Origin of the sequence: Streptococcus sp. 2342 (genome assembly GCF_013276795.1) — a bacterium.
Taxonomy (GTDB): Bacteria; Bacillota; Bacilli; order Lactobacillales; family Streptococcaceae; genus Streptococcus.
The window spans coordinates 59631-83298 of sequence record NZ_VMLR01000003.1; the positions used below are offsets into that span (position 1 = coordinate 59631).

A 23668-nucleotide genomic window follows, 5' to 3' on the forward strand; every position below is an offset into this window, starting at 1 on the left:
ATCTTTTTGGTTTGTTTTTTAAAAATTTTTGAGTATCGAAAAATCTCAACGCTGGGAAAGTTCGCCTTTTTTCGTCCTAAAACTGTCCTTTCCGTGTTGTTTCGTAGTCCAGTGATTCTTTGAAGAGGTCAGCTAGTCCAGTTACGTCTTGATTCGCGAGGAGTTCCATATAATGCGCCCTTGAGTCTTTTGAGATGATGATAGGAGCGTTTAGATACTTCATAGCTAGGTACATGAGTAAAAGGCGCCCTGTACGGCCGTTGCCGTCGCTAAATGGGTGAATCCGTTCAATCTGGATATGGGTATCTGCTAAAATCTCTAAGATTTCTTTTTCATTCTGAGCATGATCTAAGCGATAAGCGGTATTATCAGCCCATTGCGTCATCAGGTAGGGTGTTTCTGCTGGGCTAGCCGTTTGAAATTCAGCCCCGATAATAGCATTTTGAACTTGCTTAAATTGTCCGCGATCATGTTGCAGTCTATCCACTAATAAGGCGTGAAAATCTTGAACCAGCCCCACAGTAAGGGCTTGATGATTTGCCAATGAGTCCAAGAGATAAGAAAAGGCCTGTTTATGGTTTTCAATCTCATAAAACTCACGAATACTTTTGCCGTTGCGTGGCAAGGTGCTTTCTAAGATAATGCTGACGGTTTCGGGTAGGGAAATAGTGTTTCCTTCAATACCGCTAGAATGGTAGGCCATTCGTACCAGTATATCGTCCAGGTAGTCTTGAGCGTAGTTCATGTTTCTCCTTTCTATTTGTCAATTTTGCCGTTTTTTTTGCACTTTAGTCTGTAAAATCAGTTTTCTATTCTTCAATTTCCCCTGTTTTTGCACAATAGACCTTAGAAATAGGGGCGCTATTGGCGAATATGGGGGAGTTTTTTAATTTACGATGATTTCTCCAACAGGGATAAAATCTTTTTGTTTTGAAGATTTTGCGATTAAGTCGTATTGATCAGCGGATTTTTCATATCCAAGGGAAAGAGTAGTATTGTCGTCTGGTAATTTTTTAGCAAACTCAGATATAGACATCCGAAATACGGTAATTGCATTTTGCTGATTAGTTGTAGCAGAATTTGAATTGATTGCGTCCATAGTCTCTTTTGCGCTATCTTTAGCCGTTCCAGTTAGCAAAATCATGATTGTATCATGCGGTTCGGATGAGTCTGAATCGATTACGTTATTTTGAATTTTTACGCTTATTGCGCCAGTTGATTCAGGATCTAATTTTGACTTGATTTCAGAAATTAGATTGTCGTATTTACTGTTATCTACTTTGGCTTTTGTGTTTGTTGAAGTAGTGTTTTTTTGCTCCGTTTTTGCTTGTTCTGAGCTATCTTTAGTAGTTGATTGATCGTTAGAGCAAGCTACTAGAACGGTAGCAGAAAGTAAAATAGCTGATGTGCTTAGTAATTTTTTCATAAGTAGTCTCCTATATGCTGGTGTTTTTCTGATAAAAGATTTAGTGGGCTATCCCATCTTTTTTACAATAGACCTATGGGATAGAGTATTTATTGGCGGATATGGAGCTTATATAGTGATTAGCGATTTTATATTAGTCATCATAATCTTTATGAAGAACAGGATTATCGGCTAATGAGGAAATTATTGTACTAATAGCTTCCCTTTCTTTCTTGTCTAGTGTTAAAAAATCAATAATAGTAATTTTAGTCTTATCAGGAAAGGTCATTAGACCTGCAAGAAATCTTCCGATATTTGAATCAGCATAGTCTTGCATTCCTTTTAACATAAGATCTTTTTTTTCTTGACTCCAATTTTTAAATTCTTCTTTAGCACATCTTCTATGTCCATAATAGTCTGTGATTTCTCTAAGGTTTTCTATTACGGTATCCCTTACTTTTTCACCACGAGTTAGCGCCAACAAACCATATCCTGCGAAATCTACTGGGGATTCCATGTTATCACTATATTTCTCTAGAGTAGAGGTTAGGTAGGTTGTTCTTCTTTCGTCTTCCCCTAAAAGATATCCAACATTTACCCCGAAATATTCTGCAAGTAGTAGAGCAGGTTTTGATTTGATTTCATTATTTGGATTTTCCCAATTTTGATAAGTTCGTAAAGTAATATTCAAACCTAGTTCTTTTTTTATAATATCTTCGTAAAATTCTTTTTGGGAGAATCCTTTTTCTATTCTAAGTTTTTTTAGATTATTTTTAGGTGTTTGTTTTTCCATTAGTTATCCTCTTATACGTTTATCTAAAGTATAACATAGTAGAGAGAAAAAATAAAATCATAGACGAAAAAAATTTCATTTATCGCTTGACAACGAAAATAAATTCGTTTATAATTCAAAGTGTGATGAAAAAACTTTCGTCCAAATCAAGATTTTTTAGAAAGGAGTGAGTTGATAATGTTATTAACAATAGAACATGCAAAAAAAGTTCGTCGAAAACGAGGGGAGCTTCAGCTTGGAAAAGTTCAGTTAGCCAAGAAACTAAAAATTACACCTCCTACTCTAGCAAAAATTGAAGCTGGCAACTACGATGCACCTAAGCGCATTTACGAAAGTGTGATAGAGTGGCTTTTAGAAGATTATTAGAAAGGAGCGAACCAATCGCAATACTACTCTACGTTTACAGATTTCTCATGTGGTGCTTTACCACTGGGGATTGATAAACGGATCTAGCTAAATTTTTACTAGACTACTTTGCTTGCTACCTATGGCAGTATCAAGGGTTTGTAGGGGGTGACTCCTTTCTCCCTAGAAAGTTCTTCCCCTTGGTACTGTTTTAGGTGGTAAGCATTGACAAAAATAAGAAAGGAGTGGACCGATGGAATTGGTTTACATGGACGGCAAGAAAGAGCCGTATACTACGAGCGAGATTATCGCTGAATGTGCTGAAGTACAGCACCATACTATTACACGCTTAGTCAGAGACAATAAAGCTGATTTTGAAGCGTTGGGAATACTTGGATTTAAAATCCATAAATTAGATAAGAGAGGGCAACCGAAAAAAATCTATCTTCTGAATGAACAACAAGCAACATTGCTGATCACTTACTTACGAAATACAGACCCCGTAAAAGAGTTTAAGAAGAACCTAGTCAAAGCCTTTTTTGAAATGCGTAATGAACTTTCTAAACGCTATCTTCAAAGAGAACTGGAAAAGCCAAAGCGTAAAAGCTTAACTGAAGCTATTCAAACATGGGAGAAAGCCCCCAAGCATGCCTATAGTACTCTTACAAACTTACTACTAAAGGGAGTGACAGGGAAGAATAAAGCGCAACTCATGAAGGAGCGAGAAAGTAAGAACGGCATTGATGGCTTGACAAGTGCAGAACTGACAAACTACCAACGTTTGGAAGATATGGCAATAGCTATGATTAACTTGAATAGGGGGTATTCAGAAATTAAGGAATTAATTTTTAAAGTATAGGAGTATAGAAAATGGAAAATGATTTTAAGACAGTTACAAATGCCAAGGGGTTAGAAATTCCTAAGTATCCCAAGGATTTTAAAAAGCTAGTTGAGAAAGACAGACAACTAGCCGAATATCTTTGTATGAACTACGAGAACTTGGACAGTGAAGACCTGGGCGCATTTCTTGAAACAGTAGAACAGGGAATCAGTTGGATTCTAGATCTTATCGAAAGTAAAGACTTGCTTTATAAACCAAAGTCAGGTAGTAATCATGCAAAAAGAAAATAAAAAAATCACTTGCTCAAATTTTGGCCAAGGCGAGCAAGCGACACAATTCAGAGTATAGAAATTTTTTCTATGCTTTGATTATAGCAAAAAATATCTATTTTATCAAATACCTAAAGAAAAACCGAAGAGCAGGCAAGCAATTAGAAAAGGTTTTGAAATCAAGCGCTGACAGGGTGATTCTAAGGCCTTGTTTAGCTGAAATGTGGGTGATTACCCACGAAACATCACTACAAGCGTTCGCCAACTTGGGGCAATCGCTCAGCGTTTGGAGTGGTGAAGTATACCATATAGAAAACAGGTAGGAAAAAGGACAAGGAAAGACTAATGGAGAAAAATATGACTCTAGACCTAGATAACATGACACGATCAGAATTTGATAAGCTAATGACTAAAATCAAGGATAGAAATCCGAACCTATTTCAGTTCATCATTGACTTTTTAGATGATAAAGTAACTCCAGAAGAGGTGTACGACTTTCTGAAGATGGAGCGAAGCTATCAAGTAAATTATATCAAGAATTACAAAGCGAGGGCATAGCATGAATGAACTAGATTTAAGCAATACACAGGCGATTATTTTTACCGTGATTTTGATTGGCTTTCTCATTTACCTGAACCATCGAGACCGCAAAAAAAGCGCCCAAATCGAGCGAGAAAGTACACAGACGATAGAAACAACTAGCGAGGATTTAAGCCCTGATTATGGGCGATATATTCAGCTTGCAGGGGTTAAGCCATGGGGGTACTAAGATGTTTGAAAAAATGATTGAAGATTTAAAGTCTAAGATTTTGGAAGCAGTGGAACGATATTTAAGAAGCCATGAGAAAGCACCTCAAAAAAGATTAGATTTGATAAGCAAGGTGGAACTAAAGGAAGAACTGGGCATAGGAGATAAAACCTTGACAAAATGGGAAGGTGCAGGACTACCGCAGTATATACCGCCTATTGAAGATACTAGAAAAGCGTATTATAAAGTCTCAGATGTTTTAAAGTTTTTGGGGGTAGATGATGGCAAAGACTAAAGTATATTTTTGGTTAAAAATTGATAAGAAATTTTTTGATAACCTATTTATTAAGCGACTAAAAAGTATGCCTGGCGGCTACACTATGATAGTGATTTATATCCGTCTTATGTTAGAAAGTCTTGAAAGTGATTGTATTCTGTATTACGAAGGATACTTTGAAACCTTAAAAGAAGAACTGGCCTTGAAATTAGATGTTTCTGAGGATGATATATCTATGACTATAGCTTATTTTACGCAATGTGGCCTGATTCAGATTGATGAAGATAAAAATGCCGAGTTAACACAAGCAAAAGCTTTGGTACAACAAGAAACAAACCACGCTGCATATATGAGAAGCTACCGCAAAGAGCAACAAGAGAAAGAAAAAAATCTTACATTGTTATCTAATAATTTTACAACGTTATCTACATGTAAGACAGAGAAAGAGATAGATAAAGAGAAAGAGTTAGAGCAAGATTTAAAGTTAGATATAAATAAAGAATATATAGTCGAGGGAAACTCGCCTAATGAGCAAAGCTCATCTTTCACTTTTCCTACTTGGCTTGAAGAAACAGCTATAAAAGATTTAGAGAAAACAAAACATAAAGAACTTTGGATTCCTATTGTTTATCTGAATCAAGTAGCTAATAAGCGGTATAAGTTTGTTGATAAGACAAAAAGGCTTTTACTAGCACGATTCAAAGAAGGCTATACACTTGAAGATTTTAAACAGGTGATAGATATTAAAACGGCAGAATGGAAGGATAGTCCTGAATTTTCTAAATATCTGAGACCTGAAACACTTTTCGGATCTAAGTTTGACGGTTATTTGAATCAAAAGCCTAAAACCATAAAAGGGGAGTCTAGAGATAACTTCCCAGACCTACCATTTTAGGAGTTGCAAGGATGAAGGAACAATTTAAAGAATTTAATAACAGAAAAATATCAGATAAAGTTTGTGATATTCATCAGGTAAATTACTGGGAAATTTCTATACCTGTAGTAGGGGGTTCAGAAAGAAAAATACAACCATTTTGCCCGGAGTGTGTGAAGGGGGATATTAAACAAAAAGAGAAAGACCTATTACAGCGGTTTGATGATAGACAAACATATTTTAAAACTTATGATGTATTAATGCGTGATAGTACAATTCCTAAAGAGTTAAAGGGAGCGACATTTGATAATTTCTTTGTTAAGACTACAGAGGAAGGTCAGATGTTAGAGTTTGTAAAGGGTCAAGCCCAGAAATACCTTGCAGGTATGACGGGAAATACTTTAATCAGCGGTAGCACAGGAATAGGAAAAAGTCATTTATCGCTTGCCCTGGCCAAAGAAATCAATGAGAGTTTCAGAGAGAAGAACGATCCTAAGAGTGTCTTATTTGTCAGTTTAACCGAGATTATCAAGCAGATAAAAGAAGGATGGGCTTATGGAAGAAATGCAAACTTAACAGAGTATGAGGCAGTTAAAAAGCTAGTTGATGTTGATTTTCTAATCATCGATGACCTGGGGGCAAAAAATGGAACAATCACTCCTAAGAGCGATTGGGAACAGGATTTCTTGTTTGATATTATCAACAATCGAGAAACTACGATTTTCAACACGAACCTAGATAGTAGTGAACTGCGGACGGTATACAATGCTAGAAATTCAAGTAGAATTTTGAAAGGTTTAGAGGGGAACACTTTTAAGGCTTTCACAATCAAAGATAAGCGATATACGATTAACACAGTGAGAGGAGAGAAAGGTTAATAGATATGGATGAAATGAAATTTTCAACAGAAAAAGGCTTTATTGTCTACGAAAAATGTGGTATAATAGAGATAGAAAAAGTTCCAAGATTTGGAGAGATAACTTTAGTCTACTCAGATGGGAAATTTACTCATCTAGTCAAAAAAGAAACTAAAAAATAAGTCTATTGAGAACAACTCAGGGGCATACCGTAAGCATATGATGCTAGTGGTATGTCCCTTTTTGCTTGAGAAGAAAGGAGGTGAAGAAGATGACAGTAGATACATCCTTAGGGTATGTGGTAGCTAGTAAGTTTTCTATTGATCCAGAAAAAAGACAGAAAATATTTTCAAAATGTAAAAATGAAGATAGCAGTTTAGAAAGTGGGAACCATGAAATACTAGAAAAATATGCTAACGAAAACACAAAATCAACAGTTAGAAAAAATGATTTTAAAAGCTCGTAGAGTTCTAAAAGAAAAGCTAAGAGCTAAGAACTTTAGAAAAAATTATAAACAACGAGGAGCAATAAAGAGATAAAGGAGTATAAAATGGCTAAAAAATTTAGTTTGGTAGAAAAGTATGTAAGAAGTAGAGGAATGAGTATCGATGATAAAAATTTAAAAACAGGTTTAATATTATCACAAGATATAACAAGTATCTATGACGTTCCTGAAGAAGGAAAAGAACTAGTGGATCTTGTTAATGTTATTGAGTATACGGGTACTGGTGGAACATATGAAACTGTAGATTTTGACGATGAACATCTATCAGAACTTGAATCGGAAGAGTTTAGAGAAAGTAAAATTGTAGAACTTAGAAAAAAACAGATTAGAACTAAGTTCGAACACAAGACATTTTCAGGCCGTCTCCCCTTATCGTCTGAACAAGTTGATGATGGAGAATATAATATATTAGACTTCTTAAGTAACAAAATTACCCGTCTTTGTCGTAAAACACGTAATATTGAAATTGGAAAAATTCTAAAAGAAGCACCTGAAAAAAATGTTTCTAATTTTGACGAATTGAAAGACACCATAAACGATTTGAATCCTGAACGTCATAATACTCTTGTATTAAGTCAGTCGCTATTTAAGTTTTTAGATAAAGAGAAATCTAGTGATGGAAATTATATTTTAAAAATTAACAAGAAGGAACGATACTCAGAAAACTTATACGTTGATGATGTTATTGTTGTGTCTGATGAAGTACTAGGAGTAAAAGGCGATAAAGTTGCTTTCGTTGGGGATTTGTACAATTTCGCTACTTTATTTGAAAGAAATAAAAATAGCTTACGTTGGGTAAGTGAATCCGTTATTTATGGAATGAGTTTAATGCTTTATACTCGTTTCGTTGTGAAGAAAATTGAAACGGATTGCGCTTTCTTTATAAAATGGAATTAGGAGATAGGGGATGGATATTAGAGAAGTATTATCAACATTAGAAAATCTTGATGATAAAAAAGATAATATTGCAAAAGCAAGAACAAAGTTGGAAGAAAAAAGAAAAACAATTACTGGAGAGAAGAAGGTTTCATTTGATAATATTGATTCTTTTCTTGAGGATAATACTACTTCTTTAGGACAAATTGCTAAAATGAGTGAATCAATCAATCTTTTAGAGAAAGAGTATGATACTTATTTCTGGGAGGCAAAGGCAGCGATATTTGAATATATCTTTAAAGAGACTAAACGAAGAGCTGAAGAAAAGAAAATCTATAAACGTTACCAGAAGAAACTTAGAATAATTTTAGATGCCTACGATGAAATTCAAGTACTAAAGAAAGATGTAGAAGAAATACATAAAGGCGTAGTTGGAGAAATAACTCAGGAGCATTCTCTTGCAGTATATCGGACAGAAGTAAATCCAATAAGTATCCTTCCGTTCTTAAATCCTGATGTCAGTGGGCATATGAATTTTTCTAAGGAATATCGTGAGATTAAAGAGTATTTAGGTAAAGAGTAATTCATTAGAAACAAGGCTGATTTGAATATCAAGAAATTGATAGCTATATCAAAAATGGCCTTGTTTTTAATTTTAGTAAATTAGTTTCACAAAATGAAGAAAGCATAAACTAAAACAGAGTATAGGCTTGGAAGCCATGTATATCAGTAAGTTATAGAATGGGGTGAGTTTCACAGAATGTAAGATATGAGAAACTGAGGGGATAAATTAAAGAAATTTCCCTTGAACTTGTCATACTGAAGAGTTGTCAAACTTAAAACAATGATACCTGGTAAGTGGAGTGTTGGAAGGCTTTTAGCGCTTTTTGTCAGTTTGACAGAATTTACAATTTGACAAATTGCAAGATAAAAAAATTTTTAAATTTAAGTGGAGGTACTTGCCTATGTACGAGTTGAGTAACAGAGATCTGGACGGGATAGATATTGAGTTAGGACGATATAGAACGCTTGCTAATAAAATTTATTTGAGAAGACAGGAACTGATACATAATAAGAAACATAGCACTGAAGATTATACTGGTGGGAAAGGAAAGACAGTATCTAGTCCTACTGAAGCGACAATCATTAGAATTGAAGAAGACCAAACACTAAGATATTTAGAAGGCTTCAAACTAGTTGTAGATACCTTGATGGAAAACTTAATTGAAAGTGATCTAGTCATTTTTAAAATGAGATTTTTAGAAGCTGGTATGACCTGGGAAGACGTGGCAGAGAAACTAAATAAAACTACTCGTTATATAAATAGTCGAAGAAAAGTAATCGCTAAAAGATTTATAGAACTGAAAGGATATTGACACTCCCCCCACTTTGTAAAGCATTTTCGTTGATTTTAGGTACCGGGAGCGGTAACTTTTTCCAAGTCGGAAGCTGTCAACCAAAAAGGGGGTAAAAAGTTGATATTTAAAAAAATAGAAGGAGTTTTTAGAAAATGGATCTAGCAACACAATTAGCAAATATTCTAGAAGAATATTGTGAAGAGGTTAATGAGGAAGTTGATAAAATTGCGGAGCAAGTCGCTAAAGAAACAGTCCAAGAATTAAGGGAAACTAGCCCTAAAAGAACAGGTAAATATTCAAAAGGATGGCGTAAGAAAAGAGTGAGAAAAGGGGTTTGGGTTGTATATAGTTTTAAATACGGCTCTCTTACTCATTTACTTGAATTTGGACATATTAAACGAAATGGGGGGAGGACTAAAGCGTACCCTCATTTAAGACCTGCAGAACTGAATGCGATTCAAAAATTTACAGAAAGGATTCAGCATATTTCAAAGTAAACTATAATTTAATAGTGTTAAGCGTTTTAATTAAGTGAGCGAGCTAACACATCATTATTTAAGTTCTCAGATTTATCTGAGGGCTTTTTATCCTTGCTTCTCATCATGCTATTCATTCAATAGAATAAAAGTGAGAGGGGCTTTTGCATTATCCTATATACTTTTATCTTTATATTTTGCGTGATTTTGGCTATATATAAGTTGAGAGAATATGATACAATATTAGCAGGTAATAAAAAAGCACGTTTGACCGTGCTAGTTTCTTGCCTGCTGAACTCGTCAATATTTCGCCCTTTTTAGGGCTTTTTTTATGGACTTTTTTAGGAACTTTTAAGAAAAACTAAGGCGATTTAATGCCTAAATGTTTTTAAAGAAAGTCAGTATTTTCAAGGGCTGAGCCCTAAAAATTTGACTTATAGAGTGTTAAATGATAGTATAGTCAAAGATAGTCAAGGTTTAAAGAGAGAGGTGGGTTTGTAATGAGATTTAAAAATACATCGGATCATATTGAGGCCTACATCAAGGCGATTTTAGATCAATCTGGAATTGTGGAGTTGCAACGGAGTCAGTTGGCAGATACTTTTCAGGTTGTTCCTAGTCAGATTAACTATGTGATCAAGACACGCTTTACGGAAAGTAGAGGTTACTTGGTTGAAAGTAAGCGTGGTGGCGGAGGCTACATTCGCATAGGACGGATTGAGTTTTCTAGTCATCATGAAATGCTCCGCGATTTGCTTTACTCGATTGGTGAGCGGGTCAGTCAAGAAATTTATGAGGATATTCTACAGCTTTTGGTTGAGCAGGAATTGATGACCAAACAGGAGATGAATTTGCTAGTATCAGTAGCTTTGGATCGCGTTTTAGGAGAAGAAGCTCCAGTTGTTCGTGCTAATATGCTACGACAGGTCATACAAGAGGTAGATAGAAAAGGGAAGTAAGATGAACTATTCAAAAGCATTGAATGAATGTATCGAAAGTGCCTACATGGTGGCTGGCCATTTTGGAGCTCGTTACCTAGAGTCTTGGCACTTGTTGATTGCCATGTCCAATCACAGTTATAGTGTGGCAGGGGCAACTTTAAATGATTATCCATATGAGATGGACCGTTTAGAAGAAGTAGCTTTGGAACTGACTGAAACGGACTATAGCCAGGATGAAACCTTTACGGAATTGTCGTTCTCCCATCGTTTGCAGGTTCTTTTTGATGAAGCAGAGTATGTAGCGTCAGTGGTCCATGCTAAGGTGCTAGGGACAGAGCATGTCCTCTATGCGATTTTGCATGATGGCAATGCCTTGGCGACTCGTATTTTGGAGAGGGCTGGTTTTTCTTATGAAGACAAGAAAGATCAGGTCAAGATTGCTGCCCTTCGTCGAAATTTAGAAGAACGGGCAGGTTGGACTCGTGAAGACCTCAAGGCTTTACGTCAACGCCATCGTACTGTGGCTGACAAACAAAATTCTATGGCCAATATGATGGGCATGCCGCAGACTCCGAGTGGTGGTCTCGAGGACTATACGCATGATTTGACAGAGCAAGCGCGTTCTGGCAAGTTAGAACCAGTCATCGGTCGGGACAAGGAAATCTCGCGTATGATTCAAATCTTGAGCCGGAAGACCAAGAACAATCCTGTCTTGGTTGGGGATGCTGGTGTCGGGAAAACAGCCTTGGCGCTTGGGCTCGCTCAGCGTATTGCTAGTGGGGATGTGCCTGCGGAAATGGCCAAGATGCGCGTGTTAGAGCTTGATTTGATGAATGTCGTTGCAGGGACACGTTTCCGTGGTGACTTTGAAGAACGCATGAATAATATCATCAAGGATATTGAAGAAGATGGCCAAGTAATCCTCTTTATCGATGAACTTCATACCATCATGGGTTCTGGGAGCGGGATTGACTCAACTCTGGATGCGGCCAATATCTTGAAACCAGCCTTGGCGCGTGGAACTTTGAGAACGGTTGGTGCGACCACTCAGGAAGAATATCAAAAACACATTGAAAAAGACGCAGCTCTTTCTCGTCGTTTCGCCAAAGTGACGATTGAAGAGCCAAGTGTGGTCGACAGTATGGCCATTTTGAAAGGTTTGAAGGCGACTTATGAGAAACATCATCGTGTGCAAATCACAGATGAAGCGGTTGAAACAGCCGTCAAGATGGCACATCGTTACTTGACTAGTCGTCACTTGCCAGACTCTGCTATTGATCTCTTGGATGAGGCAGCAGCAACAGTGCAAAATAAGTCAAAGCATGTAAAAGCAGACGATTCTGGCTTGAGTTTAGCTGACAAGGCCTTGATGGATGGCAAGTGGAAACAGGCAGCCCAGCTAATCGCAACAGAAGAGGAAGTGCCTGTCTATAAAGAATTGGTGACAGAGGCTGATATTTTGACCACCTTGAGTCGCTTGTCAGGTATTCCAGTCCAAAAACTGACTCAAACGGATGCCAAGAAATACCTGAATCTGGAAGCTGAATTGCACAAACGTGTTATCGGGCAAGATCAAGCTGTTTCAAGCATTAGCCGTGCCATTCGCCGCAATCAGTCTGGTATTCGTAGTCACAAGCGTCCGATTGGTTCCTTTATGTTCCTAGGACCCACAGGTGTCGGTAAGACCGAATTGGCTAAGGCTCTGGCAGAAGTTCTTTTTGACGACGAATCAGCCCTTATCCGCTTTGATATGAGTGAGTATATGGAGAAATTTGCAGCCAGCCGTCTCAACGGAGCTCCTCCAGGCTATGTGGGTTACGAAGAAGGTGGGGAGTTGACAGAGAAGGTTCGCAACAAACCCTATTCCGTTCTCCTCTTTGATGAGGTAGAAAAGGCTCACCCAGACATCTTTAATGTTCTCTTGCAGGTCTTGGATGATGGTGTCCTGACTGATAGTAAGGGCCGCAAGGTCGACTTTTCAAATACCATTATCATCATGACGTCAAACCTTGGTGCGACAGCCCTTCGTGATGACAAGACTGTCGGATTTGGGGCTAAGGACATTCGTTTTGACCAGGAAAATATGGAAAAACGCATGTTTGAAGAACTGAAAAAAGCTTATAGACCTGAGTTTATCAACCGTATTGATGAAAAGGTGGTCTTCCATAGCCTGTCTAGCGACCATATGCAGGAAGTGGTGAAGATTATGGTCAAACCTTTAGTGGCAAGTTTGGCTGAAAAAGGCATTGACTTGAAATTACAAACTTCCGCACTGAAATTGTTGGCAAATCAAGGATATGACCCAGAGATGGGAGCTCGTCCACTTCGCAGAACCCTGCAAACAGAAGTGGAAGACAAGTTGGCAGAACTTCTTCTCAAGGGAGAATTAGAGGCAGGTAGCACACTTAAGATTGGTGTTAAAGCAGGCCAGTTAAAATTTGATATTGCATAAAAGAATAAAAGTATCAGCATCTGACCATAAGTCACAGTGGAGTGATACTTAATGAAAATCAAAGAGCAAACTAGGAAGCTAGCCGCAGGTTGCTCAAAACACTGTTTTGAGGTTGCAGATAGAGATGACGTGGTTTGAAGAGATTTTCGAAGAGTATGAAACTAAAACCTATAGCTTCTAAAGGATCCGTGGTTTTCACTATTCAACCCAAAATTCATATGTTTATTACCCTCCATCGTATTTGTCTTAGAGCATGTGTAGTAGAAAAAGAGCAGTCTTATCTGAAATTTTTATCCTTTCAAAAGAGACCTGTTTCTTTTTTGCCTGTCAAACCTGTTCTAGCTGGTATTTGAAAAATCAAACTAAGCTGCAAGATGAATGATTTTCTTGTATTTACGTTGTTGTTGACAACAAGTAGCGGATAAATGAAATCCATTCCATTATCATAGATGATAGGCTGGTAGGAAATTTTCAAATAACATACAGGAAATAGATGTGTGAAGTTCCGGTAGTAGAAAGGGAGAGAGATGAACATTTTAGTTGCAGATGACGAGGAAATGATTAGAGAAGGAATTGCAGCATTTCTGACAGAAGAGGGTTATCATGTCATTATGGCTAAGGATGGACAAGAGGCCTTGGAAAAATTTCAAGATCTCCCTATCCATCTCATGGTACTGGATTTAATGATGCCTAGGAAGAGTGGTTTTGAAGTGTTAAAAGAAATCAATCAAGAGCACGATATTCCTGTCATCGTCTTGAGTGCTCTGGGAGATGAAACTACTCAGTCACAGGTATTTGATCTCTATGCTGATGATCATGTGACAAAACCTTTTTCTTTGGTACTGCTTGCCAAGCGTATTAAAGCGCTTATCAGACGTTACTACGTCATAGAGGATCTTTGGCAATATCAGGATGTAACAGTGGATTTTACCTCTTACAAAGCACATTATAAAAATGAAGAAATTGATCTCAAACCAAAGGAATTATTGGTACTAAAGTGTTTGATTCAGCATAAAAATCAAGTTTTAAGTAGAGAGCAGATATTGGAAGAAATTTCAAAAGATGTAGCTGATTTACCTTGTGATAGGGTCGTTGACGTCTATATTCGTACTCTTCGCAAAAAATTAGCTTTAGATTGCATTGTGACTGTGAAAAATGTTGGGTATAAGATTAGCTTATGATAAAAAATCCTAAATTATTAACCAAGTCTTTTTTAAGAAGTTTTGCAATTCTAGGTGGTGTTGGTCTAGTCATTCATATAGCTATTTATTTGACCTTTCCTTTTTACTATATTCAATTGGAGGGGGAAAAGTTTAATGAGAGTGCAAGAGTGTTTACGGAGTATTTAAAGACTAAGACAGCTGATGAAATTCCAAGCTTACTCCAGTCTTATTCAAAGTCCTTGACCATATCTGCTCACCTTAAAAGAGATATCTTAGATAAGCGGCTCCCTCTTGTGCATGACTTAGATATTAAAGATGGAGAGCTATCAAATTATATCGTGATGTTAGATAAGCCTGTTAGTACAGCAGATGGTAAACAGGTAACGGTGCAGTTTGTGCAGGGAGTGGATATCTACAAAGAAGCAAAGAATATTTTGCTTTTGTATCTCCCCTATACATTTTTGGTTACAATTGCTTTTTCCTTTGTTTTTTCTTATTTTTATACGAAACGCTTGCTCAATCCTCTTTTTTACATTTCAGAAGTGACTAGTAAGATGCAAGATTTGGATGACAATATTCGTTTTGATGAAAGCAGAAAAGATGAAGTTGGTGAAGTTGGAAAGCAGATTAATGGTGTGTATGAGCACTTGTTGAAGGTTATTCATGAGTTGGAAAATCGCAATGAGCAAATTGTAAAATTGCAAAATCAAAAGGTTTCCTTTGTCCGTGGAGCATCGCATGAATTAAAGACACCTCTAGCTACTCTCAGGATTATCTTAGAAAATATGCAATACAATGTGGGGGATTATAAGGATCATCCTAAGTATCTTGAAAAGAGTATTGATAAAATCGATCAGATGAGTTTCTTGCTAGAGGAAGTGTTGGAATCTTCTAAATTTCAAGAATGGACAGAGTGCAGTGAGATTTTAATGGTAAATACCGTTTTGACAGATGTTTTGTCTCGATATCAGGAATTGGCATTTTCTAAAAATCTTGTGATTGATAATCAGTTGACTACTGATACAAAAGTAAGGATGAGCTTGAAGGCTTTGGATAAAGTCTTGACAAATCTTATCAGTAATGCTATCAAGTACTCAGATCAATCTGGCATTGTGACTATTTCTGAGCAAGATGGTTATCTGTCTATTAGGAATACGTGTGCTCCGTTGAATCAGGAAGAGTTAGAACATTTATTTGATATTTTTTACCATTCACAAATTGTAACAGACAGAGAAACAGGATCAGGGTTGGGTCTTTATATTGTTAAGAATATTTTAGAGAGTCATCGTATGTCCTATAGTTTCTTGCCTTATGAACAAGGGATGGAATTTAAAATCTGCTTGTTACCAGATAGTTAGCTTTAGTAAGACTCTTTTCTTACTTGAGGATAATTTAAGGAAGCATAGTTTGAATGGTAGTGATAGAGTAAATCAAAGAACGGAATCAGTTTTCGTTCTTTTTCTTTTTCAATTCATATTGGGTTAACATAGAGATGTTACAGTAGTGGTAAAGAAAGGGGATTGTGATGATAGCAATAATCATTATCTGTGTATTTTTAATTCGCTTGTTGTTCCTAAAGAAATCAATTGCAAATGAAAAACGGCTTCGTAGGGATGGTGGGCGAGAATTTGGCATTAAAAATACCAAACGTCTTACCTTGGTTCATATTGTTTTTTATCTGGCTTGTTTTATGGAAGCCCTAGTCTATCGACCGTCTTTCAATATGATGAGTGTTGTGGGTTTGGTGCTCCTGATATTTTCTATGTTGATGTTACTACTTGTTATTCATCTGCTTGGGGATATTTGGACAGTCAAGTTGATGTTAGCACCGAATCATAAGTTTGTGGATCATGTCTTATTTAGGACAGTAAAACATCCCAATTACTTTTTAAATATCCTTCCCGAGTTGATTGGCCTGACCTTGCTGAGTCATGCCTATATGACTTTTGTTTTAGTTTTTCCAGCTTATGCAGTTATTTTGTATCGACGAATAGCTGAAGAGGAAAAGTTATTACATGAAGTTATAATTCCAAATGGAAGCATAAAGAGATAAATACAAGATTCAATTCATATACAGTTCATATTGAAATGATATAGTAGTGTTAAGAAAAATATTGGAGGAAATAATTATGTTTGCATCAAAAAGTGAGAGAAAAGTACGTTATTCAATTCGTAAATTTAGTATTGGAGTAGCTAGTGTAGTAGTTGCTAGTCTGTTCTTAGGAGGAGTAGTCCATGCAGAAGGGGTTGGAGGTGGAAATAACCCCATGGTTACATCTAGTGGGCAAGATAAGCTGAAGGAATATAGACAGCAGTTGATAAAAGAGTTGGGAGAGACAGCTTTACCTGAAGATAAAAAAGCTGAGTACAGAAAGCAGATTGAACAGGAGATGAACTATTCAGTACTAGATGAGATAGCGAATAACTTTCATCAAGAAAGTTTGGAAATACGTAATAAAGAACATGATGAAGTAGTTAAAAAAGCTAGCGTTAGTTTGTCTAATTATATGACTAGTCTTCTAAATAAATTAGATAATTCTGCTTCTGGATTTGGAGATATTCTCCAGCAAGCTCAGGGAATTGTACGAGAGTACCAGGAGAAAATTGGTGGAGCTTCTGATAGAGAAAAAATAGAGAAACTGCAGCAAGAGGGGCAAACGAAGCTAGATAAGTTGGTAGAGGACTTTAAGAATAGTTTATCAAATAAACAAAGTGAACCATCAGGAAATTCTAATTCTTCTAATGGTAGAGGTGATACGACTAAGCCTGCGAATCAAGGATTAGATTCTGATTCACCTTCTGGAAAAGAACATAATAATCCAACTCCACCAAAAGTAGAAAATCAAGGAGGAAATATAGTTTCTACTGAAAAAACTACGGAGACAAATCTTAAAGAAGCTAAAGAAACAGCTAAAACAACTTTGGATAATTATATGCTTACTCGTTTAAAAAAGGAAAATGGAGGAGTTTTTTGGTTTACAGATCTTTTAAGAGAATCCAAAGAATCTGTAGAGAAGTATAAAAGGATGTTTGATGAGGCTTCGAGTAAAGAAAAAGTGGAAAACCTAGTGAAAGAAGCTGAACAGGAGATAGAAGCTCTAGTCGTTAAACATAAGGGACGAGAAATCGGCTTAGAGCGAAATAAGGCAAAGGAAGCGGTCACTAAACATCTAACAGGATTATTAGATGACATCAAGAAAAATTTAGAAAAAGAGCAACATATCAATACTGTAGAGCTAATTAAAAAGCTAAAAGATATTGAAAAAACGTATTTGCATAAATTAGATGAATCAACCCAAAAAGCCCAACTACAGGATCTGGTTACAGAAAGTCAATCAAAACTAGATGAAGCTTTGTCTAACTTTAAAAAGGGCTTATCTTCTTCGTCAAATTCAGAATCCTCCACTAAACCAGAAACTCCAGAAAAACTAGAGAAACCTACTCCAAGCAAACCTGTGGAAAAAGAGCAGAACCCATCAGGATCCACTGCAGGAAGTCACTCCGGTTCCACTAGCTCTTCAGGAAGTTCAAGTGCTTCCACTAAACCAAAATCTCCAGAAAAAGAGCAAGAAGTAAAACCATCTACCCCAAGTAAACCATCAGGAAACGAGACAAATTCTTCATCTCCTACCAGATCTAACAGTCTTTCTCCTACTCTCTCATCTCAACCGACATCTACTGTTCAAAAGGTATTTACAACTCAAAATGGGAATGCCAAGATTACTGTTATGTTTGAAACTGCTACAGAAGCAGACTCTGTCAACCTTAAAGAGGTAACAACAAAAGAAATGATTGATAATGTTACCCATCAAACGGGGCAAGGAACAGTGCGCATATTTGATATTTCCCTTTCAAAAGATGGAAAAGAAACCCATGTGAAGGGAGAGAGAGTAGTTCGTCTTGCAATTGGTAATATTGAGTCTGAGATTCAAGTTTACCATGTGAAGAAAAATGGAGAGTTGGAGTTGCTCCCATCAACAGTCGAAAATGGGCAAGTCGTTTTCAAAACGAGTCATTTCAGCTTATTTGCGATTAAAACACTTCCTAAAAAACAAATGGCTACTGAGCCAGAGGAAAATAGGGAAGGAAAAACTCAATCTGATGATAAGGAAATGGTTCTTCTTGCTGATAAAGCAAATCAAATGAGTGAAAATCGTTCAAATTCAGATAAAAAAGATAAGCAAGCACTCCCATCAACTGGAACAATGTCAACGTTGCTTATGGAATTCTTAGGTCTAATATCTCTAGTAGGTGTTTATCTATTAAAAGGAAAAAAGACGGAGAATGACTAATTTCATATAGACATTGATTGCTTATATAAATCCAAGAAAAACCCGTAAACTTTAAGATAGTTACGGGTTTTGGTCTATTAAGCCTTATCCAATTGCAAAAGAGCCTCAATCTCTGCTAGAGTGCTAGCTTGTGAAATGGCTCCACGGAGTTTGGCAGCGCCAGATGTTCCACGGAGGTAGTGAGGAGCGAGGCCACGGAATTCACGAACTGCTACGTTTTCCCCTTTGAGGTTAATCAAACGTTTCAAGTGTTCGTAGGCGATTTTCATCTTGTCTTCAAAGGTCAAATCAGGGAGGATTTCTCCTGTTTCAAAGTAATGGTTGATTTGGTTGAAGAGGTAAGGATTTCCCATGGCAGCGCGGCCAATCATAACTGCGTCAGCACCGACTTCTTCGATACGTTGTTTGGCTTCTTGGACCGTACGAATGTCACCGTTTGCGATGAATGGAATCTTGGTCAAAGCTTGAGCGACCTTGTGAAGGGTCTCAAGGTCTGCATGACCTGTATACATTTGTTCGCGGGTACGGCCATGCATGGCGAGGGCAGAAACACCTGCTGCTTCAGCAGCGAGGGCATTTTCAACTGCCAGAGATGGATCGGCCCAGCCGGTACGCATTTTGACAGTAAGTGGAATATCAAGGACAGATTGAACCTTGTTGATGATCGAGTAAATCTTGTCTGGATCCTTGAGCCACATAGCGCCAGCTTCGTTCTTCACGATTTTGTTAACTGGGCAGCCCATGTTGATATCGACGATATCGGTTTTGGTGTTTTCTTGGATGAATTCTGCTGCGCGTGCTAGGCTGTCTTCATCGCTACCAAAAAGTTGGATAGAGACTGGGTTTTCGCCTTCATCGATATGAAGCATGTGCAGGGTTTTTTCATTGTTGTATTGGATTCCCTTGTCAGAGACCATCTCCATGACAACGAGTCCAGCTCCAAGCTCTTTTGCGATAGTACGAAAGGCTGAGTTGGTGACACCAGCCATGGGTGCTAAAACGGTACGATTGGGAATCTCAACATTGCCAATCATAAAAGGTGTATTAAGATTTGTCACGAATGAGTTCCTCCAGGTCGTTTTCATCAAAGTTGTAAGTAGTTTGGCAGAATTGACAAGTGATTTCTGCTCCGTGGTCTTCCTCTTTCATTTCCTGTAAGTCTGAGCTTGGAAGGCTGGCAAGAGCATTCATAAAGCGCTCATGGCTACAGTCACATTGGAAACGGATCTCTTCTTCAGAAAGACGCTTGTAGGCCTCGTCACCGTAGATAGCTTTGAGGAGGGCTTCGATATGGTCTTCACTTTCGAGGAGGGTTGAGATAGCTGGCATTTCTTGGATGCGTTTTTCAAAGCGAGCAATCTCTTCTTCCTTGGCTCCTGGTAAGACTTGGACTAGGAAACCACCTGCAACCTTGACCTTGTCTTCCTCGTCCAAAAGGACATTGAGGCCGACTGCTGAAGGCGTTTGTTGGCTTTCAGTCAGGTAAAAGGCAAGGTCTTCACCGATTTCCCCAGAAATGAGGGGAGTCATAGAGTTGTAAGGATTTCCAGTACCGTAGTCTGTGATAACGAGGAATTGGCCATTGCCGACAAAAGGTCCGACTAGAACTTCACCAGTTGCAGTCTTTTTGATGTCAACACCAGGATTTTGAACGTAGCCTTTGACGTTCCCCTTGGTATCAGCGACGGTGATGATAGCACCTAGAGAGCTAGATCCAAGCACCTTAACTGTTAGTTTGGTATTTCCTTTTTCATTGGCTGCGAGAATCTGGCTAGCGATAAGAGTTCGACCAAGCGCTACAGTTGAGCTAGCTTGGGTTTGGTGTTTTTCTTGAGCAGTGCGGACGGTTTCCGTGCTATCAAGGACAAAAGCACGAAAGGCTCCGCTTTCTGATATAGTTTTAATAATTTTATCCATAGCTACTATTTTAGCATAAAAATGCCCAAAGAGGGAGCCGTGTGTTTACTGATTTTCAGGATAATGGACTAGGAAATCAGCATGAAAATAAAAAGAGAAACAGATTATTTCAGCATTTGTAAGATTTATGCTATGCTTAAGGTAGAAAATGAAAGGGGTAACAAATGTATTTAGGAGATTTGATGGAAAAGGCTGAATCTGGCCAATTTTCAATCCTTTCCTTTCTATTACAAGAGTCTCAGACGACTGTCAAGGCTGTAATGGAGGAAACAGGATTTTCAAAAGCAACCCTAACCAAATATGTCACCCTACTCAATGACAAGGCTTTGGATAGTGGCTTAGAGCTGACTATCTCCTTAGAAGATGAAAATCTGCGTCTATCGATCGGTGCAACTACCAAGGGGAGAGATATTCGGAGCCTGTTTTTGGAGAATGCTGTTAAATACCAGATTGTGGTCTATCTTCTCTACCACCAACAGTTTTTAGCCCATCAGCTGGCTCAAGAATTGATGATTAGCGAGGCTACGCTTGGTCGTCACTTAGCTAGCTTAAATCAGATTTTGTCAGAATTTGATTTATCCATCCAGAATGGACGTTGGCGAGGTCCAGAGCATCAGATTCGCTATTTCTATTTCTGTCTTTTCCGCAAGGTCTGGTCGAGTCAGGAATGGGAAGGCCATATGCAGAAACCAGAGAGAAAGCAGGAAATTGCTACACTAGAAGAAATCTGCGGTGCAAGCTTGTCTTCGGGCCAGAAATTGGACTTGGTTCTCTGGTCTCATATCAGTCAACAACGTCTTCGGGTTAACGCCTGTCAGTTTCAAGTGATAGAAGAGAAAATGCGAGGGTATTTTGACAATATTTTCTACCTTCGTTTGCTGAGAAAGGCTCCGTCATTTTTCGCTGGTCAACACCTTCCTCTAGGGACTGAAGATGGGGAGATGATGATTTTCTTCTCTTTCCTCCTATCTCATCGCATTCTTCCTCTTCATACTATGGAGTATATCCTTGGTTTTGGAGGGCAGTTGGCAGATTTACTGACGCAATTGATTCAAGAAATGAAGAAGGAGGAATTGCTGAGTGATTATACAGAGGATCACGTTACTTATGAACTCAGTCAGCTTTGTGCTCAAGTCTATCTCTATAAGGGCTATATTTTACAGGATCGCTACAAGTACCAGTTGGAGAATCGTCATCCATATTTACTGATGGAACATGATTTTAAGGGGACAGCAGAGGAGATTTTTCATGCTCTACCTGCTTTTCAACAGGGGACAGATTTAGATAAGAAGATTCTCTGGGAATGGCTCCAGTTAATCGAATATATGGCTGAAAATGGTGGTCAGCATATGCGGATTGGTCTGGATTTGACATCAGGTTTTCTTGTCTTTTCAAGGATGGTAGCCATTTTGAAACGGTATTTGGAATATAATCGTTTTATTACCATTGAAGCCTATGACCGAACTCGGCATTATGATTTGCTGGTTACCAATAACCCGATTCATAAGAAGGAACAAACACCAGTTTATTATTTAAAAAATGACTTGGATATGGAAGATTTGGCAGCGATTCGTCAGTTATTATTTCCCTAAAAGGCTTGGTGCTCCCAGGCCTTTTTTGTGAAATTCACACAATCTCCTCACATTTTTTAAAAAATTAAAAAAAGTTGATGAACAAGAAAGCGCTTTATTTTGTATACTAGTTAGTGTAAAGAGGAAACACCTCAAGATCTTTATCAGGAGGACAGCACATGTCACAAGAAAAATACATCATGGCCATTGACCAGGGAACTACAAGTTCTCGTGCCATTATTTTCAACAAAAAAGGAGAAAAGGTCAGCTCGAGTCAAAAGGAATTTACGCAGATTTTCCCTCAGGCAGGTTGGGTTGAGCACAATGCCAATGAAATTTGGAATTCCGTCCAGTCTGTTATTGCTGGAGCTTTCATCGAAAGTGGTGTCAAGCCCAATCAAATCGAAGCAATCGGGATTACCAACCAGCGTGAAACAACGGTTGTCTGGGATAAGAAAACAGGGCTTCCTATCTATAACGCAATCGTTTGGCAGTCACGCCAGACAGCACCTTTGGCTGAGCAACTAAAAAGTCAAGGTTATGTGGAAAAATTCCATGAGAAGACTGGTTTGATTATCGATGCTTACTTCTCAGCGACTAAGGTTCGTTGGATTTTGGACCATGTAGAAGGCGCTCAAGAGCGAGCAGAAAAAGGGGAATTGCTCTTTGGTACCATTGATACTTGGTTGGTTTGGAAATTGACTGACGGTGCGGCTCACGTGACGGATTACTCAAATGCAGCCCGTACCATGCTTTATAACATTAAAGAACTCAAATGGGATGATGAGATTTTGGAAATTCTCAACATTCCGAAGGCTATGCTTCCGGAAGTTCGTTCTAACTCTGAAATTTACGGTAAGACAGCTCCATTCCATTTCTATGGTGGGGAAGTGCCAATATCTGGTATGGCTGGGGACCAACAAGCGGCCCTCTTTGGACAGTTGGCTTTTGAACCAGGTATGGTCAAGAATACTTATGGAACAGGTTCTTTTATCATCATGAATACTGGTGAAGAAATGCAGTTGTCTGAAAACAACCTCTTGACAACGATTGGTTACGGAATCAACGGCAAGGTTTACTATGCCTTGGAAGGTTCAATCTTCATTGCAGGAAGTGCCATTCAGTGGCTTCGTGATGGTCTTCGCATGGTTGAAAATTCACCAGAATCTGAAAAATATGCTCGTGATTCTCACAATGATGATGAAGTTTATGTAGTTCCAGCCTTTACAGGACTAGGAGCACCGTACTGGAATCAAAATGCTCGCGGTTCTGTCTTTGGTTTGACTCGTGGAACAAGTAAGGAAGACTTTATCAAGGCAACTCTTCAATCAATTGCTTATCAAGTGCGTGATATTATCGATACGATGCAAGTGGATGCTCAGACAGCTATACAGGTCTTGAAAGTAGACGGTGGTGCAGCTATGAACAACTTCCTCATGCAGTTCCAAGCTGACATCTTGGGAATCGATATCGCACGCGCTAAAAACTTGGAAACAACTGCTCTAGGAGCAGCCTTCCTAGCAGGTTTGTCAGTAGGTTACTGGAAAGACTTGGATGAGTTGAAGCTCTTGAATGAGACTGGGGAACTTTTTGAGCCATCTATGAACGAATCTCGCAAGGAACAACTCTACAAGGGCTGGAAGAAGGCTGTAAAAGCGACTCAAGTCTTTGCGGAAGTAGATGACTAATATTGGAAGAATAAAGCGAC

The 23668-nt window shown here is 38.1% G+C and carries 27 protein-coding genes; 22 read left to right on the forward strand and 5 right to left on the reverse strand.

All coding sequences use genetic code 11. The features are described 5' to 3' along the window. Positions 1-76: 76 nt before the first annotated feature. From HT689_RS02900 to HT689_RS02910, 3 genes are all read right to left on the reverse strand, one after another. Positions 77-745 (reverse strand): Fic family protein, encoded by a 669-nt coding sequence (locus HT689_RS02900; protein ID WP_173224890.1) that lies wholly within the window; start codon positions 743-745, stop codon positions 77-79. Between the two features lie 141 nt (positions 746-886). Next, on the reverse strand, positions 887-1426 hold the full coding sequence (locus tag HT689_RS02905; protein WP_173224893.1) for a hypothetical protein: 540 nt from the start codon (positions 1424-1426) through the stop codon (positions 887-889). Between the two features lie 133 nt (positions 1427-1559). Beyond that, entirely contained in the window at positions 1560-2198 is a 639-nt protein-coding gene (locus HT689_RS02910) for a helix-turn-helix transcriptional regulator (RefSeq protein ID WP_173224896.1), read from the reverse strand. A gap of 177 nt (positions 2199-2375) precedes the next feature. Here HT689_RS02910 and HT689_RS02915 point away from each other — a divergent pair, with 177 nt between their 5' ends. The 20 genes from HT689_RS02915 to HT689_RS03005 all read left to right on the forward strand — a co-directional run bounded on the left by HT689_RS02915 (position 2376) and on the right by HT689_RS03005 (position 18472). After that, entirely contained in the window at positions 2376-2564 is a 189-nt protein-coding gene (locus HT689_RS02915) for a DNA-binding protein (protein WP_061438568.1), read from the forward strand. 232 nt (positions 2565-2796) lie between these two features. Continuing rightward, the gene (locus HT689_RS02920; RefSeq protein ID WP_173224900.1) at positions 2797-3402 is read left to right on the forward strand and encodes a Rha family transcriptional regulator; all 606 of its coding nucleotides are present in this window, start codon (positions 2797-2799) and stop codon (positions 3400-3402) included. Between the two features lie 11 nt (positions 3403-3413). Continuing rightward, positions 3414-3674, forward strand: coding sequence for a hypothetical protein (locus HT689_RS02925; RefSeq protein WP_049539448.1), 261 nt, complete (start codon positions 3414-3416; stop codon positions 3672-3674). A 336-nt stretch (positions 3675-4010) separates the two neighbouring features. Next, on the forward strand, positions 4011-4211 hold the full coding sequence (locus tag HT689_RS09690) for a hypothetical protein (protein WP_004261925.1): 201 nt from the start codon (positions 4011-4013) through the stop codon (positions 4209-4211). 1 nt (position 4212) lies between these two features. After that, positions 4213-4422 (forward strand): hypothetical protein, encoded by a 210-nt coding sequence (locus HT689_RS02930; protein WP_069288583.1) that lies wholly within the window; start codon positions 4213-4215, stop codon positions 4420-4422. Between the two features lies 1 nt (position 4423). Beyond that, on the forward strand, positions 4424-4696 hold the full coding sequence (locus tag HT689_RS02935; protein ID WP_069288584.1) for a hypothetical protein: 273 nt from the start codon (positions 4424-4426) through the stop codon (positions 4694-4696). Beyond that, the gene (locus tag HT689_RS02940) at positions 4683-5573 is read left to right on the forward strand and encodes a conserved phage C-terminal domain-containing protein (protein ID WP_173224904.1); all 891 of its coding nucleotides are present in this window, start codon (positions 4683-4685) and stop codon (positions 5571-5573) included. Before HT689_RS02935 ends, HT689_RS02940 begins: the two co-directional genes overlap by 14 nt. 11 nt (positions 5574-5584) lie before the next feature. Then, complete coding sequence (locus HT689_RS02945; RefSeq protein ID WP_050252585.1) at positions 5585-6430, forward strand: ATP-binding protein; 846 nt, start codon at positions 5585-5587, stop codon at positions 6428-6430. Positions 6431-6435: 5 nt separating this feature from the next. Next, positions 6436-6591, forward strand: coding sequence for a hypothetical protein (locus tag HT689_RS02950; protein ID WP_000344069.1), 156 nt, complete (start codon positions 6436-6438; stop codon positions 6589-6591). Between the two features lie 89 nt (positions 6592-6680). Next, positions 6681-6875 carry a hypothetical protein gene (locus HT689_RS02955; protein ID WP_042900408.1) on the forward strand — a complete coding sequence of 65 codons (195 nt, stop codon included), beginning with the start codon at positions 6681-6683 and terminating at the stop codon, positions 6873-6875. Between the two features lie 84 nt (positions 6876-6959). Beyond that, positions 6960-7811 carry a phage major capsid protein gene (locus HT689_RS02960; RefSeq protein WP_173224907.1) on the forward strand — a complete coding sequence of 284 codons (852 nt, stop codon included), beginning with the start codon at positions 6960-6962 and terminating at the stop codon, positions 7809-7811. A gap of 10 nt (positions 7812-7821) precedes the next feature. Continuing rightward, positions 7822-8373 (forward strand): hypothetical protein, encoded by a 552-nt coding sequence (locus HT689_RS02965; RefSeq protein ID WP_173224910.1) that lies wholly within the window; start codon positions 7822-7824, stop codon positions 8371-8373. 382 nt (positions 8374-8755) lie between these two features. Next, complete coding sequence (locus HT689_RS02970; RefSeq protein ID WP_173224913.1) at positions 8756-9166, forward strand: DUF722 domain-containing protein; 411 nt, start codon at positions 8756-8758, stop codon at positions 9164-9166. Positions 9167-9300: 134 nt separating this feature from the next. Continuing rightward, on the forward strand, positions 9301-9645 hold the full coding sequence (locus HT689_RS02975) for an HK97 gp10 family phage protein (protein ID WP_173224916.1): 345 nt from the start codon (positions 9301-9303) through the stop codon (positions 9643-9645). A 479-nt stretch (positions 9646-10124) separates the two neighbouring features. After that, positions 10125-10583 carry a CtsR family transcriptional regulator gene (locus tag HT689_RS02980; RefSeq protein ID WP_024057371.1) on the forward strand — a complete coding sequence of 153 codons (459 nt, stop codon included), beginning with the start codon at positions 10125-10127 and terminating at the stop codon, positions 10581-10583. A 1-nt stretch (position 10584) separates the two neighbouring features. Then, positions 10585-13017: an ATP-dependent Clp protease ATP-binding subunit gene (locus HT689_RS02985; protein ID WP_173224919.1), complete on the forward strand. Its 2433-nt coding sequence runs from the start codon at positions 10585-10587 to the stop codon at positions 13015-13017. Between the two features lie 527 nt (positions 13018-13544). Continuing rightward, complete coding sequence (gene rr06 / locus HT689_RS02990; protein ID WP_049513297.1) at positions 13545-14198, forward strand: two-component system response regulator RR06; 654 nt, start codon at positions 13545-13547, stop codon at positions 14196-14198. Then, positions 14195-15538 (forward strand): HAMP domain-containing sensor histidine kinase, encoded by a 1344-nt coding sequence (locus HT689_RS02995; RefSeq protein ID WP_061438579.1) that lies wholly within the window; start codon positions 14195-14197, stop codon positions 15536-15538. The genes rr06 and HT689_RS02995 overlap by 4 nt, the downstream gene beginning before the upstream one ends. A gap of 167 nt (positions 15539-15705) precedes the next feature. Then, the gene (locus HT689_RS03000) at positions 15706-16233 is read left to right on the forward strand and encodes an isoprenylcysteine carboxyl methyltransferase family protein (RefSeq protein WP_050252578.1); all 528 of its coding nucleotides are present in this window, start codon (positions 15706-15708) and stop codon (positions 16231-16233) included. Positions 16234-16309: 76 nt separating this feature from the next. Continuing rightward, the gene (locus tag HT689_RS03005; RefSeq protein WP_173224922.1) at positions 16310-18472 is read left to right on the forward strand and encodes an RICH domain-containing protein; all 2163 of its coding nucleotides are present in this window, start codon (positions 16310-16312) and stop codon (positions 18470-18472) included. Positions 18473-18549: 77 nt separating this feature from the next. On the opposite strand, the gene dusB is transcribed toward HT689_RS03005, so the two are convergent. After that, positions 18550-19530 carry a tRNA dihydrouridine synthase DusB gene (dusB, locus tag HT689_RS03010; protein ID WP_000183308.1) on the reverse strand — a complete coding sequence of 327 codons (981 nt, stop codon included), beginning with the start codon at positions 19528-19530 and terminating at the stop codon, positions 18550-18552. Continuing rightward, positions 19517-20389, reverse strand: a complete 873-nt coding sequence (gene hslO, locus HT689_RS03015) for an Hsp33 family molecular chaperone HslO (RefSeq protein ID WP_000357854.1) — start codon at positions 20387-20389, stop codon at positions 19517-19519. Before hslO ends, dusB begins: the two co-directional genes overlap by 14 nt. A gap of 164 nt (positions 20390-20553) precedes the next feature. Between hslO and HT689_RS03020 the strand changes: the two genes are divergently transcribed. Together HT689_RS03020 and glpK are read left to right on the forward strand one after the other, a co-directional pair. Beyond that, complete coding sequence (locus HT689_RS03020; RefSeq protein ID WP_173224925.1) at positions 20554-21981, forward strand: helix-turn-helix domain-containing protein; 1428 nt, start codon at positions 20554-20556, stop codon at positions 21979-21981. A gap of 158 nt (positions 21982-22139) precedes the next feature. Continuing rightward, complete coding sequence (gene glpK / locus HT689_RS03025; RefSeq protein WP_049511829.1) at positions 22140-23648, forward strand: glycerol kinase GlpK; 1509 nt, start codon at positions 22140-22142, stop codon at positions 23646-23648. Positions 23649-23668 lie beyond the last annotated feature (20 nt).